We start from the raw sequence: 13996 nt of genomic DNA, 5'->3' as shown, positions 1-13996 counted from the left end.
TCCACACATCATTGATTAATAGAAAGATATTTTTATGCGCATAGCGACCTGGAACGTCAACTCCCTCTCCGTCCGTCTGCCGCAGGTGCTGGAATGGCTGGCCGCCAACCCGGTCGATGTGCTGGGCCTGCAGGAGCTCAAGCTCACCGATGACAAGTTTCCGCATGAGGCACTGGCGGAGGCTGGCTACCAGGCGGTGGCGTTTGGCCAGAAGACCTACAACGGCGTGGCCCTGCTCAGCCGGGGCGAGCTCAAGGATGTAGTGCGCGCCAACCCGCAGTTCGCCGATGAGCAATCGCGCATCATTGCCGGCACGGTGGCCAGCCCGGCAGGCGATATCCGCGTGATCAACTGCTATTTCGTCAACGGCCAGGAGCCGGGCTCGGACAAGTTTGCCTACAAGCTGCGCTGGCTTTCGGGGCTGGAAGCCTATGTGAAGGCCGAGATGGCCTTGCACCCGCGCCTGGTGCTGGTGGGCGACTTCAATGTGGCGCCGGAAGACCGCGACAGCTATGACCCCGATGGCCTGCGCGACACCATCCACCACACCAAGGAAGAGCGTGACGCCTTCCAGGGCCTGTTGGCGCTGGGCTTGACCGATGCCTACCGCCTGTTTGAGCAGCCCGAGAAAAGCTACAGCTGGTGGGACTACCGCATGCTGGGCTTCCAGAAGAACCGGGGCCTGCGCATTGACCATATCCTCGTCAGCGAAGCACTCAAGGGCTCGGTGAGCGCCTGCACGATTGACCGCGCGCCGCGCAAGAACAAGCAGCCCAGTGACCATGCACCGGTGGTGGTGACCTTGGGCTGATCAGGCCTTCAACCCACACAAAAAAACGGGCCGCAGCCCGTTTTTTGTTGCCTGAACTGCGCTGGGCGCAGCTCCCTAATCAAGCCTTGCTGTCGGTCTCCGGCAGCGCATGCATGGCCAGTGCGGCCTCGGCATCGAGCTTGCGGCTCAGCGCTTCGGCGTCTTCTTCGGACAGCAGTTCGCCCTCCCACTTCGCAACCACAGCAGAAGCCAGCGAGTTGCCCACGGCATTGGTGGCAGAGCGGCCCATGTCCAGGAAGGTGTCGATGCCCAGGATCAGCAGCAGACCGGCTTCAGGGATGTTGAAGTGGCTCAAGGTAGCAGCGATCACGACCAGCGAGGCGCGCGGCACGCCAGCAATGCCCTTGGAGGTGAGCATCAGCACCAGCAGCATGGTGATCTGCGTGCCCAAGGACAGCTCGATGCCATAGGCCTGTGCGATGAACAGGGTCGCAAAGGTGCAGTACATCATCGAGCCATCGAGGTTGAAGGAGTAACCCATGGGCATGACAAAGCTCGAGATCTTGCGCTTGACGCCAAAGCGGTCGAGCGCGTCGAGGATCTTGGGATAGGCGGCTTCAGAGCTGGCGGTGGCAAAGGAAACCATGAAGGCCTCTTTGATGAGGGTCAGCAGCTTGAACACTCGCTTGCCCAGGAAGGCCATGCCGGCCAGCACCAGCAGCGACCAAAGCAGGAACAGGCCCAGGTAGAACTCGCCCATGAACACGGCGAACTTGAGCAGAATGCCCAGGCCATTGATGGCCACCGTCGAGGCCATGGCCGACAGCACCGCCAGCGGCGCGAGCTTCATCACATAGCCGGTGATCTTGAGCATCACATGCGAGAGCTCATCGATGGCGGCCAGCAAGGTCTTGGCCTTGTCGCCCAGCGCGGCCATGGCCACGCCAAAAAACATCGAGAACACGACGATCTGCAGGATCTCGTTGTTCGCCATCGCTTCGGCGAACGATTTGGGCACCGTGTGGTTGATAAACTCGCGCAAGGTGAACTTGCCGGTGGCCAGGTTGGTGGCCGCGCTCACATCGGGCAGCGGCAGGCCCAGGTTGGCGCCGGGCTGCATTACATTGGCCAGCACCATGCCCAAGAGCAGCGACACCAGCGATGCGGTGAGGAACCACATCATGGCCTTGAAGAACACCCGGCCCACCGATGCGGCATCGCCCATGTGCGCAATGCCCACCACCAGGGTCGAGAACACCAGCGGTCCGATCAGCATCTTGATCAGGCGCAGGAACACATCGGAGACGATGGAGAGATAGCCAGCGATATCCTTGGCGGCCGCTGCATCATCGGCGCTTGCGTTGACGGCGTAGCCCAGCGCAATGCCAGCCAGCATCGCCGCCAAAATCCACAGCGCCGACGAAGAGCCCTTTTTGCCCGTGAGAGCCATAACCATTACCTTTGATGTCTGTGATTTATGGTGCCGTCCAGGGCGCTGTGGGCCTCTTGTGCGGCACATCAGCATGGTCGCGCTGGACTGTGTGCGCCTTTCCGGCCCCGGCAGGCTTTGCTGCCGGGTGCAGGCGGTCGGTCCGCCGCTGAAGGAAAGAGCGATGAGGCTGCCTTGGACGGCTGGATTGCAGGTTCTGCGGGCCCGATTGTAGCCGCAAGTTTTTACGGGTAAACGCCTACATCTTGAGAAAGTGGGCGCCTACATGGTAATTTTTTCCCAATTCACGGGAAATTTTACAAAGCTGCCAACGGGCTTACGGCCAGGGGCAGGCTGCCAAATACAGGGCCAGCCCGCTGTTGCATAAAAGCTTTGTAACAGCTTATTAAGTGCGCATTTTTTAGCGGGCGCGCGCGTCCTGCATGTGCTGCAACTCGTCGGTATAGCGGCGCAGTTGCTGCGCCTGGCCTTGCAGCAAGGGTCGCACATCCAGCGGCAAGGCCGATTCCAGCACACGCTGGTAGCGCTCGGCCACCAGCACCAGGCAGAGGTTGCACTCGGCAATCAGATCGCGGTCGCTGTCGAGGTTGGCGCGCTGCTTGAACTCGGTCCAGCGGCGGTGCATGCGGCCGGCAGCGCTGAGCCCTGGCCGCTCGACCAGCGGGCTGGGCTCGGCCAGTTGCAGCTGCACATCCTGCAATTGCCAGTCCATCGCGCGGAACTGTTCTGCCAGCGCATAGAGGTGGCTGCGCAAGGCGATAGCACGGGCTTGCTCGCTGCCCGCCACCAGGCACTCTTCGCAATCGGCCAGGCCCTGCTGCAGCACGCGCACCGCATGCTGCACCTGGGTGGCAGACAGCTGCTCGCCCTGCAAGCCATTGATGGCGTGGTCATAGGCGGCACGCGCAATCGTGCGGGCCTCGGGCCAGTCCATGGGATTGCTGCCGCGCACATGCTGCCACTGCACTTCCAGCTGGGTGGCCAGCGCATCAAAACCCGAGGGGTTGCGCTGCGCCGCATACCAGCCCAAGGCCAGTGCCGGGCGATAGGCTTCAAAGGGCTGGCCGGCCACATAAAAATCCATGCTTTGGTAGTGGCTGCGCCAGTAGCTGTCCTCGCGCGCCGGGTTGCCCCACAGCGCCTTGGCCTTGGGTGGCAGGCCGCCGGCCATAGCGCCGTGCAAGGCATCGCCCGCGAGCTGGGCCATGCCATTGGCGGTGGAGGCTGCCAGCCGCAAGGTATTGAGCAGCGCCGAGCGCTGGCGGCCAATGCGTTCGGGCGAATTGCGGTACGCCTGGGCCGAAAACACCGAAGTCATCTTTTGCATGGATTGCACCACCGGGCAGACAGGGAATCGCCCATTGTGGCACGGTTCAAACCCCAGCGATGGCTGGCCCCTGTAAGCAAAACCGCCGCCTTGGAAGGCGGCGGTTTATCGGGGCATCAACGTATCAATGCATCAATCATCACTGGCCGACAGACCCAGCTCCTGGATCTTGCGGGTGATGGTGTTGCGGCCAATGCCCAGGCGTTGGGCCGCTTCCATGCGCCGGCCATGGGTGGCAGCCAAGGCGCTCTTGATCAGTTGCGACTCAAAGCGGCGGCTCAGCACATCCCAGACCTCGGTGCTGCCGGACTGCAGCAGCGCATCGGCTTCGCGGGCCAGATCGCCTTCCCAGTCGCCGCCTGGTGCAGTTCCATTCACAGCACCGTTGGCACTGCCGTGTACGGGCATGGAAACGGCAGCTGGGTGGGCTGCTGGCTGGCTTGGCACATCAGCGGCAGCGGGCCGGTAGCTGTAGTCCTGCGCAGAGGCCTGCACCGGCTGCGCTGCGCTGGGCAGGCTGCTGGTGGCCAGGGGCGCAGCCGGGGTGGCCTGCAGCACTTCCGGTGGCAGATCCTGCACGGACACCCATTGCGCGGGCGCCATCACGGTGATCCAGTGGCAGATGTTCTCCAGCTGCCGCACATTGCCTGGGAACGCAAACTGGGCCAGTTGGGCCAGTGCGGCTTCCGACAGCTGCTTGGGCTCCACACCCAATTGCTTGGCGCTGGCAGCCAGAAAGTGGCGGGCCAGCATGGGAATGTCTTCCTTGCGCTCGCGCAGCGGTGGCAGGCGCAGGCGGATGACGTTGAGGCGGTGGAACAAGTCCTCACGGAACACGCCCTTGTGCACCCGGTCTTCCAGGTTCTGGTGGGTCGCGGCAATCACGCGCACATGCGATTTGACCGGCACATGGCCACCCACGCGGTAGAAATGCCCATCGGACAACACACGCAGCAACCGGGTTTGCAGGTCAAACGGCATGTCGCCGATTTCATCGAGGAACAGGGTACCGCCCTCGGCCTGCTCAAAGCGGCCACGGCGCTGGGTTTGCGCGCCGGTAAAGGCACCGCGCTCATGTCCGAAGAGCTCGCTCTCCAGCAAATCCTTGGGGATGGCGGCAGTGTTGATGGCCACAAAGGGGCCACCAGCCACCGGCGAATGCTTGTGCAGCGCACGCGCGACCAGCTCCTTGCCCGAGCCGGACTCGCCCGTCACCATCACGGTGACATTGCTTTGCGACAGCCGGCCAATGGCGCGGAACACATCCTGCATCGCCGGGGCCTGGCCCAGCATCTCGCCATTGCCGGCGGACTGGGACAGCTCAGGCGCTTGGCTTTCGCTTTGCTGCACGGCGCGCTTGATCAGCTCCACGGCCTTGGGCAGGTCAAAGGGCTTGGGCAGGTACTCAAAGGCACCGCGCTGGAAGGCCGAGACGGCACTGTCCAGGTCCGAGTAGGCGGTCATGATGATGACCGGCAGCTGCGGATGGTCCTCATGCACCTGCTCAAGCAGCTGCAGGCCATTGCCACCGGGCATGCGGATATCGCTGACCAGCACCGAAGGTGCCAGCGCCTGCTCGCTCACATTGTCGAAGGCTTCGAGTACTTCCTTGGGATGCACAAAGCTGCGCGTGGGCAGCTGCTCGCGGGCGAGTGCCTTTTCAAGTACGAATCGGATGGATGGGTCATCATCCACTATCCAGATTGGTTTCATTGTCGCTATCACCCTACCCTTACAGTTCTACATACCGTGGTCCTGCAGCAAGGGAAGCCAACTGCCCCCTAGTCTGTCAACGGCAGCATGATGCGGAAATCCGTGCGCCCGGGTTCGCTCTCGCATTCGATCAGGCCCTCGTGCCGTTGCACAAAGGTCTGCGCCAGCGGCAAACCCAGGCCCGTGCCACCATCACGTCCGGTCACCAAGGGGTAGAAGATCCGCTCCTTGATGTCCGGCTCGATGCCAGGACCGTTGTCGATGACATGCAATTCCAGTGCCAACTTGTGCCGCTTGCGGCCCAAGGTCAGCTGCCGGGCAATGCGGGTGCGCAAGGTAATGCGCGCATTGTCCTGGGCCATTTGCGGCACCAGCACCTGTGCTGCATTCTGCACAATGTTCAGCAAGGCTTGAATCAGCTGCTCGCGGTCACCGCGGATCTCGGGCAGCGAGGCATCGTAATCGCGCTCGATGCGCAGACCCTGTGGGTACTCCAGCAGCACCAGCTGGCAGACGCGCTCACAGACCTCGTGGATATTGACATCCCCCACCGTATGCGGATGGCGGTGGGGTGCAAGCAAGCGGTCCACCAGCGCCTGCAGGCGGTCGGCCTCATGGATGATGACGTCGGTGTATTCCTTGAGCTGGGCATCGGGCAGTTCCAACTCCAGCAGCTGGGCTGCGCCGCGTATGCCGCCCAGCGGGTTCTTGATCTCGTGGGCCAGGTTGCGGATCAGCTCCTTGTTGGCCAGCGCCTGCTCGCGCACGCGCTCCTCGCGGACCTGGCGCACCTGCTGCTCCAGCGGCCAAAGCTCCACCAGAATGCTCTCTTCCTCTTCCCACCAGGAGAGGTTGGCATGCACGGGAAAGGAGTCCTGCAGGCTGCGCCGCAATTGCGCCTCAAAGCGCAGCGATGAAAAACGCTGCGCCCGCGCATCGACAAGGGCCTTGTGGATCAGTTCGTCATCCTGGAAGAAGCCACCAAAGTAGTGGCCCAGAATGCTTTTGCGCGATACGCCCAGCGCGTTCTCCAGCGCGGCGTTGACCCGCGCTGCAGTGCCATCGAGCCGCAGTACGGCGACCAGGGTGGCGATGTGTTCCAGCGCCTGCCATTCGCGATCCATGGCACTGAGGTCAGACATGGGGTGTGCCCAGAAAGGTAGAAGCCCTGATTATGGGGCCGGCAGGCGTTGAAGCTCGCGCTGGATGCCAGCGATATCGCTGTCGTTGCGCGCGATTTCCTGCTTCAGATCCTCGACACGCTTGGTGTAGAAGGCGGGGTTGCGCATCTCCAAGGCGTTTTTCTCGGGCTCGCCATTGTTGTACTCGCGCGCCAAAGCGACCTTCTTGTCCTGGGCTTTTTTCAGCTCGGTCTCCAGGATGAGGCGCGCGTCGGAATCGCGGGCGCGGCCATCGGCCGTGGTAGAGCGAGGAGCAGGTGTGGCAGCGGCCGGTGCACGCGCAGGGCGTGGTGCAGCGGCAGGGGCATTGGGTGCGGGTGCCGGGCTTGCAGCGGAGGTGTGCGGGCGCGTACCTTGCACGATGGTGACGTTGGCACCTTCGACCACGGCGCAGCCTTTTTGCCGCGCCTTGGCCACATCATTGGTGTATTCATTGCCACAGCGATAAATGCGATCCTGCGCCACAGCGCCTTGCGCACATGCCACTGCCACCATCAAAAACAACAACTTTGTATGCATAACCCCGTTTCGCCCGTTCGCTCCACTTTGCCTGTAAATCCGTGACAGCCTTTAGCGACCTTGCACGATGGCACCTCTCTGCAACCCGCAGTGTAGCTACAAAGGAGGCCGATCACTCCGAACAGTTCCGGCTGTTACAGATTCGTCGCGGCCAGGGTACGCGCCCTGCCCCATGAGCTTGCATAAAAAAACGACCCGCCACCCCGGAAGGTTGGCAGGTCGCTTGCGCCATGGGCCAGGCCACAAGAGCCTGGCCAGGACTGGCTTACAGCGAGTAGTACATGTCGTATTCGACAGGGTGCACGGCTTGGCGGAAGCGGGTCACTTCGCCCATCTTCAGCTCGATGTAGGCGTCCAGCATGCTGTCGCTGAACACACCGCCCTTGGTCAGGAAGGCGCGGTCGGCATCCAGTGCTTCCAGAGCCTGGTCCAGGCTGTGGCACACGGTGGGGACCAGCTTGTCTTCCTCTGGAGGCAGATGGTACAGATCCTTGGTGGCGGCTTCGCCCGGATGGATCTTGTTTTCCACGCCGTCCAAACCGGCCATCAGCAGCGCTGCGAAGCCCAGGTAGGGGTTCATCAGGGGATCGGGGAAACGTGCTTCCACGCGGCGGCCCTTGGGGTTGCTCACGTAAGGAATACGGATCGATGCCGAGCGGTTCTTGGCCGAGTAAGCCAGCTTCACAGGCGCTTCGAAACCAGGAACCAGGCGCTTGTAGCTGTTGGTGCCAGGGTTGGTGATAGCGTTCAGTGCACGGGCGTGCTTGATGATGCCGCCGATGTAGTACAGCGCGAAATCGGACAGACCGGCATAGCCGTCACCGGCGAACAGGTTCTTGCCGTCTTTCCACACGGACTGGTGCACGTGCATGCCCGAGCCGTTGTCGCCCGAGTATGGCTTGGGCATGAAGGTTGCCGTCTTGCCATAGGTGTCTGCCACGTTCCAGATCACGTACTTCTGCACTTGGGTCCAGTCCGCACGTTCCACCAGGGTGGAGAAACGGGTGCCCAGTTCGTTCTGACCAGCGCCCGCCACTTCGTGGTGGAACACTTCGACAGGGATGCCCAGCGACTCGAGCAGCAGGGACATTTCAGCGCGCATGTCCTGGGTGCTGTCAACAGGAGGCACGGGGAAGTAGCCGCCCTTGACGCGTGGACGGTGGCCACGGTTGCCGTTGTCGAACTTGGCGCCGCTGTTCCAAGGTGCTTCGTATTCTTCGATGTCGAAGAAGGGGTTGTTGGGTTCGGTGCTCCAACGCACGCCGTCGAAGATGAAGAATTCTGGCTCTGGACCGAAGTAGGCGGTATCGCCCAGGCCCGATGCCTTCAGGTAGGCTTCAGCGCGCTTGGCCACGGAACGTGGATCGCGGTCGTAGGCCTTGCCGTCACCGGGTTCGATCACGTCGCACTGCAGGAACATCGTGGTTTCGTCAAAGAACGGGTCGATGTTGGCAGTGTTGGGATCGGGCATCAGCAGCATGTCGGATGCTTCAATACCCTTCCAGCCAGCGATGGAGGAGCCATCAAACGCGTGGCCCGAGGTGAACTTGTCTTCGTCAAAGTGCGAGATAGGCACCGTGACGTGCTGTTCCTTGCCACGGGTGTCGGTGAAACGCAGATCAACGAACTTGACCTCGTTCTCGTCCAACATGCTCATCACATCTGCAACGCTCTTGGCCATCTAATGCTCCAAAGAAAATCGTGAATAAAAAGGGCTGTGCCAAGACTAAAGCAGTTTACGTGCCAGTTTTATGACATGCCCATGCCGACCAGAAAATGCGGACCTGGCGAGACGCCAGCGCAGCCGGACTTTGCCCAAAGCCAGACTGTACCGCGCTTTTGGCCTGGGGCCCCAAGGGGCGCCGAGGATTTTGCGACCGACGACCCAGATCCGTGCAGGCGGAGGCCCGTGCTGCGTCATCGGCACCAAGATGGTGCAAATCTGCAATGGCTTTGCTTGGCTGCTGTGGATGCACCAAAATGGATATTTACGCACTTTATTGGTGCAATCCTAGCCAGGATGGTGGACGAGCTTGTCGGCCATCCTGCCCTGCCCCAACAATTCTTACTTCGGCTCTCCGGCATCGGGCAACAAAACGCCATCGGCTTTGTCGAGCACAACCGGATGGTTCTCCGGCAGCGGCACACCCGGTTCGCCATTCTCGATGCGCAGCTGCTGCAGCGCAGCCAGGCAGAAGTGGATGAACCACAGCGAGGAAAACGCAAAGGTGATCGCATAGATCCACACGGCGATGGGAATCAGCACCACAAAGCCAATGGTGAAGACCATGCCCGAGGCCCAGACGACGCTGGGCGCAATGCCGATATAGCCCGAGATGATGCCCATCAACAGCAGCGGCCAGCGGTGGCGCTGCAGCAGGGTATCGCGCTCGGCCTTGCTGGCGTGGTCGGCCAGGGCATCCACACTCATGACCCGGTAGGTCAGCCAGCCCCAGATGACGGGCGGCACAATCAGCACCAAAGGTGGGATCAGCCACAGCGGCATGGTCACAATAAAGGCCACGATCGCCACGGCCGAGGTGCTCAAGGCCCAGAGCACACTGGTCACCAGGCCCATGCCCTTTTTCTTCGCCAGCTGGGCAAAGCGCTGCTCGGTCACCATGTTGACCAGGGCCGGCGTCATCAGCAAGGCAATCACCAGCAGCGCGACCACGGCCGCTACCGGCGTGATCAGGATCAGCACCACAAAGGGCGCTATGCCGGCCGCAAAACCTCCGGTGCTACTGCTGCCAAACCAGCTGAACACTGTGCGCAGCCAGCCAATGGTCTCCACCCAGTGCTGCATGGTAGCCACCGTGCCCGACCAGAAGAAATAGCTCCAGCCGCCCAAGGCCACCAGCATCACGATGAGCGGCAGCACGGACAGCAGCATCACACGCGGCCGAAAGCAGTAAGCCGCAGCGCGCCAGAAGGCATCAAACATCAGGCGGGAGCCCGCAGACGCGAGGGGCATGGGATGAACTCCTTGTGTAGGTGGACGGAGCTGGCAGCCTACGGCCACTCAGCGATCTGCTACCAACCGGTGGTGCCGCGTTCAGGCACGCCCTAACAAGCGCAGCAGCCCACGCCATTGCTGGCTCCAGAAACCGCGGCCGTAATCGCGCAGCTGCCCTTGGCGGTTGGGCTGCACCTGGTCGCGGATGCCGGTGGGGTCATAGCGTAGCTCAAAGTTGGCGGTGCCAAAAAGCATATCCCACCAAGGCAGCAGCACACCAAAATTGCAGCCCCCCAGGCGGGTGCGCGGGGCTGCCTCCCCGGCCTTCACGGCGGTGTTAGGCGCGGCATTGTTTGCAGGCGACTCATGGCCGATGCCGATCGCATGGTGACGGCGATGAAAACGCGGGCTGATCCACAGCCGCTCACCCAGGCGGCCAAACCACAGGCGCAGATTGGCATGCTGCAGGCTCTCGCTCAGCTGGGTGATGGCAACAATCGCCACAAACTGGCTGGGCGCGACGCCGATCAACACGGCGACAAACACCAGGATGCTGTCGTGTACCAGGTCATCGAGCAGGTGGTTGCGGTTGTCGCTCCACATCGTCATCTGCTGCTGCGAATGGTGCAAGGCATGCAGCCGCCACCACCAGACAAACTGGTGCTGGCCCCGGTGGATCCAGTACGCGACAAAGTCAAACACCACCAGGTAGATCAGCAGGCTCACCCAGCCCAGGTCGGTAACGCCTGGCCAGAGCGCATCCAGGTGCCAGGTCTCAAAGCCGCGCACGCGCAGCGCGCCCACCACCATGTCCCACAGCGGATCGATGGTGAAGAACAAGGCCAGGCGGAACAGGCCGAGGCGATGGATAAAGGTGTAGAGCATGTCCACACGGATCGCGTGCCGATCCGTCACCTCCTCCACAGGCCGCCAGCGCTGCAGTGGCGCAATCACCAGCACCATGATGAGGATCTGAACACAGCCCACCAAAAACCATCCGGCTGCCGTGTAGCCATCTTCCAGATAGCTGGCGAGGCCGAGGTTGAACAGCAGCGGCTGCAGCAGCTGCTCAAACAGCCACTGCTGTGCGTTGTCAAAAAGCGTGCTGAGAAATTCCATGGCAAACCATTAGTTCGATGCGGGCCTCTAAGCCTGCAGCAGCCAGTGTGCTACCGCAAGCGCTTTCAGCCACCGTGCTGACGAATCCAATCCTTGTATTGCGGGTGCTCACGCAAGGTGGCAAAACAAAATCCCTTGGCCTGCAAGCCCTCAATCAAGGGCTGCAACACAGCGGGTGCCCAGGGGTCCTTGCGGTCCCAAATGCCTAGGTGGGCCAGCAAGATATCGCCGGGGCGGATGTCGCGGAGCGCCTTGTCCAGCAGCTGCTGGTTGGGGTATTTGTCGCTGGGCAGTTCATCACCCAGAAAGCCCGCTGGCGACCAGCCCACATGGGCATAGCCGCAGCTCTTGGCAGCTGCAATCAGGCTGGGCGAGGTCTTGCCGCCTGGCGCTCGAAACAGCGGCAAGGGCTTGACGCCGGTGGTCTTGGCCAGGCGGTCCTCGGATTGCTGGATCTGCGCGCAGTACTGCGCGGCAGTCCATTCAAAGCGTTGCCCGGCTTGCGGACCTTGCGAAGGCTGGACCTTGAACCGGGGCGCAGCGCCTGCCGGTACTTTGACATCGCCGCGCCAGTAGGTATGGTCCCAGGTGTGGGAAGCAAAGGCATGGCCTTCTGCAGCGCGGGCGCGCCACCAGGGCGCCCAGTGGTCACCCAGGCTGCCATCGCCCTCCTTGGTGCGCTCATTGGCGGCAAAAAAGGTGACCTTGACCTGGGTCTTGCGCAGGACCTCGGCAATCTGGTTGGCCACACCCATATGGCCGGTGTCCAAGGTCAAATAGACGGGCTTGCTGCAACTGCCTTCAGCAGCGGACGCTGGGGCAGGCGCTGCGGCAGGCGCTGCAGCAGACTGGGCAAAGGCAGCAGCGCTGCCCAAACTGGCGGCCAGAAGCCAGAAAAACTTGCTGTGCATCGTGTGGCTATCCCCTCTGCTACCGACTCAATAAGGCACTAGCGTGGTGCGTGGTCCAGCACCCAGATGCCATGCGGCGATTTGCCCACCTTCACCTGGTTGACCACCTTGCGCTCAACCGTGTCGATCACACTCATCTTGCCCGCCCAGCGCGAGCTGAGATAGATATAGCGGCCGTCCGGGCTCACATCCATGCAATCGGGGCCACTGGGGCCGGGATAGCGGTCAACGACCGTCTGGCTCACCATGTCGAGCTTGCTGATGGTATTGGCCACCCGGTTGCTGACGAAAAGATGGCGGCCATCGCCGGTCGCGCGGAAGGCGTGTGCCCCCTTGTCGGTCTTGATGGTCTTGACCAGCTGAGGCTCGGCACCGCTGACGTCGAACACCTGCACGCCATCGCTGCCGGTCAGTGCCACAAAAACGAACTTGTCGTCCGGGCTGCCATACAGGTCAGCGGGCATCTGCCCTGTCTTGGTGCGCCATTTCAGGGTCCGGGTGGCGATATCGATGGCCACCAGCTCATCGCTGTCCTGCATGGTCGAGTAGATCGTCTTGCTCTTGCTGTCGATCCACAAATGGCTGGGCGTCTTGCCGGTGGCAATGCGCTTGACCAGCTTGGGGTCCTGCCCATCCCAGCGGTAGATATCAATGTGGTTGAGGCGGTTGGCCGCCGTCACGAACCACTTCATGTCGGGCGAAAAACGCAGATGGTAGGGATCCGAAATGCCTTGGATCACGCGCTGTACATCGGCCGTCTTGGGGTCGACAAAGGTCAGCGAATCGCCGGTTGCATTGGCCACGATCACCGACTTGCTGTCCGGCGTCAGGTACAGATGGTGGGGCTCCTTGCCCGTAGGAATGCGCTTGACCTCTTTCCAGGTCGCGGGATCGATCACGCTGATGCTGGCATCCAGCGAATTGAGCACCAGAATGGGGTTGGCAGCATGCACCGCAGTGGCCGCAAAGGCCATCACCGCGATCAGGGAACGGGCAAAAACGAAAGGCTTCACGAGCGATTCCTACTAGTAACGCAGGGAGTGTAGCTGGCCGCGATAAATTGCAGCACCTTCAAGGGGCGATTGGCGATGTAAATAATCGTTGAACTTGCAGCAAAGCTACACAAGGTCAAACACCGTCAGGGTTTGAGCAGTGCCAGCTCCTCCGCGGTGAGCCAGCGCCACTCACCCGGCTTGAGCGCTTCCGTCAATACCAGCCCGCCAATTTGGGCGCGGTGCAGGCCCTCCACCCGGTTGCCGACCGCCGCCAGCATGCGCTTGACCTGGTGGTATTTGCCTTCGGTCAGGGTCAGATCCAGAGTGTTGTCACCGGTCTTCACGCAGGCCGCAGCCTTCACGGGCTTGGGGTCGTCATCCAGCACCACACCCGCCAACAGACGCTCGACCTGCTGCTCGGTCACCGCATGCTTGGCCGTGACCTGGTAGCGCTTGGGCACATGTTTTTTCGGCGAGCTCATGCGGTGGATGAACTGGCCATCATCGCTGAGCAGCAGCATGCCGGTGGTGTCCTGGTCCAGACGACCCACGGCCTGCAAACCCTGGATGGCATTCTTGTTGGGACGTGTGCGCAGTGGCATCGGCAGCAGGCTGTAGATGCTGGGATAGGCCGAGGGTTTTTGCGAGCACTCGGTGCCTGCAGGTTTGTTCAGCAGCACATAGCCCAGCGCGTGGTATTCCCACTCCACGCCTTGCACCTTGAAGCGCAGGCCCTCGGGCTCCACGTCGGCCGTCGAGTCAGTCTCCGAAACCCATTCATTCGCCTGCGCATCCCACAACTGCACCCAGCCTTGTTGCACCAGGCCCGAGCACACACGGCGCACACCAAAACCCTGCGAGTACAACATATCCTGCAACTGCATCACAACCCCCTCCAAGCAGCCGCAGACCGTTGCTGCAGCGAGATAAAAAGAAAAACCCCTCTACTCGGTAGAGCAGAGGGGTTGATCAGTATAAAAGCCTGACGATGACCTACTTTCACACGGGAATCCGCACTATCATCGGCGCGAAGTCGTTTCACTGTCCTGTTCG

At 61.7% G+C, this 13996-nt stretch carries 12 protein-coding genes; 1 reads left to right on the top strand and 11 read right to left on the bottom strand.

Going from position 1 to position 13996, the window contains the following annotated elements; genetic code table 11:
* Window positions 1–34 precede the first annotated feature (34 nt).
* On the top strand, window positions 35–811 hold the full coding sequence (xth, locus tag EDF71_RS13165; RefSeq protein ID WP_133857044.1) for an exodeoxyribonuclease III: 777 nt from the start codon (window positions 35–37) through the stop codon (window positions 809–811).
* Between the two features lie 79 nt (window positions 812–890).
* Here the strand turns inward: xth and EDF71_RS13160 are convergent, their stop codons facing one another.
* The 11 genes from EDF71_RS13160 to EDF71_RS13110 all read right to left on the bottom strand — a co-directional run bounded on the left by EDF71_RS13160 (window position 891) and on the right by EDF71_RS13110 (window position 13827).
* Window positions 891–2222: a cation:dicarboxylase symporter family transporter gene (locus tag EDF71_RS13160; protein WP_133857043.1), complete on the bottom strand. Its 1332-nt coding sequence runs from the start codon at window positions 2220–2222 to the stop codon at window positions 891–893.
* Between the two features lie 400 nt (window positions 2223–2622).
* The gene (locus EDF71_RS13155) at window positions 2623–3549 is read right to left on the bottom strand and encodes a hypothetical protein (RefSeq protein WP_133857042.1); all 927 of its coding nucleotides are present in this window, start codon (window positions 3547–3549) and stop codon (window positions 2623–2625) included.
* A gap of 132 nt (window positions 3550–3681) precedes the next feature.
* Complete coding sequence (gene ntrC / locus EDF71_RS13150) at window positions 3682–5262, bottom strand: nitrogen regulation protein NR(I) (RefSeq protein ID WP_133857041.1); 1581 nt, start codon at window positions 5260–5262, stop codon at window positions 3682–3684.
* A 68-nt stretch (window positions 5263–5330) separates the two neighbouring features.
* On the bottom strand, window positions 5331–6404 hold the full coding sequence (glnL, locus tag EDF71_RS13145) for a nitrogen regulation protein NR(II) (protein ID WP_133857040.1): 1074 nt from the start codon (window positions 6402–6404) through the stop codon (window positions 5331–5333).
* Between the two features lie 30 nt (window positions 6405–6434).
* Window positions 6435–6962, bottom strand: coding sequence for a hypothetical protein (locus EDF71_RS13140; RefSeq protein WP_133857039.1), 528 nt, complete (start codon window positions 6960–6962; stop codon window positions 6435–6437).
* Between the two features lie 265 nt (window positions 6963–7227).
* A complete protein-coding gene (gene glnA / locus EDF71_RS13135; protein WP_116927832.1) occupies window positions 7228–8643 on the bottom strand; it encodes a type I glutamate--ammonia ligase in 1416 nt (471 codons plus the stop codon).
* 384 nt (window positions 8644–9027) lie between these two features.
* On the bottom strand, window positions 9028–9936 hold the full coding sequence (locus tag EDF71_RS13130) for an EI24 domain-containing protein (protein WP_243854294.1): 909 nt from the start codon (window positions 9934–9936) through the stop codon (window positions 9028–9030).
* A gap of 81 nt (window positions 9937–10017) precedes the next feature.
* Window positions 10018–11037: a sterol desaturase family protein gene (locus tag EDF71_RS13125; RefSeq protein ID WP_133857038.1), complete on the bottom strand. Its 1020-nt coding sequence runs from the start codon at window positions 11035–11037 to the stop codon at window positions 10018–10020.
* A 65-nt stretch (window positions 11038–11102) separates the two neighbouring features.
* On the bottom strand, window positions 11103–11924 hold the full coding sequence (locus tag EDF71_RS13120) for a polysaccharide deacetylase family protein (RefSeq protein ID WP_243854305.1): 822 nt from the start codon (window positions 11922–11924) through the stop codon (window positions 11103–11105).
* 62 nt (window positions 11925–11986) lie between these two features.
* The gene (locus tag EDF71_RS13115; RefSeq protein ID WP_133857190.1) at window positions 11987–12922 is read right to left on the bottom strand and encodes a beta-propeller fold lactonase family protein; all 936 of its coding nucleotides are present in this window, start codon (window positions 12920–12922) and stop codon (window positions 11987–11989) included.
* A gap of 164 nt (window positions 12923–13086) precedes the next feature.
* A complete protein-coding gene (locus EDF71_RS13110; protein ID WP_133857036.1) occupies window positions 13087–13827 on the bottom strand; it encodes a 16S rRNA pseudouridine(516) synthase in 741 nt (246 codons plus the stop codon).
* Window positions 13828–13996: the final 169 nt, after the last annotated feature.

The organism is Comamonas sp. JUb58, assembly GCF_004364775.1.
Lineage (GTDB): Bacteria > Pseudomonadota > Gammaproteobacteria > Burkholderiales > Burkholderiaceae_C > Comamonas.
This window is presented reverse-complemented; position numbering and strand designations above follow the sequence as displayed.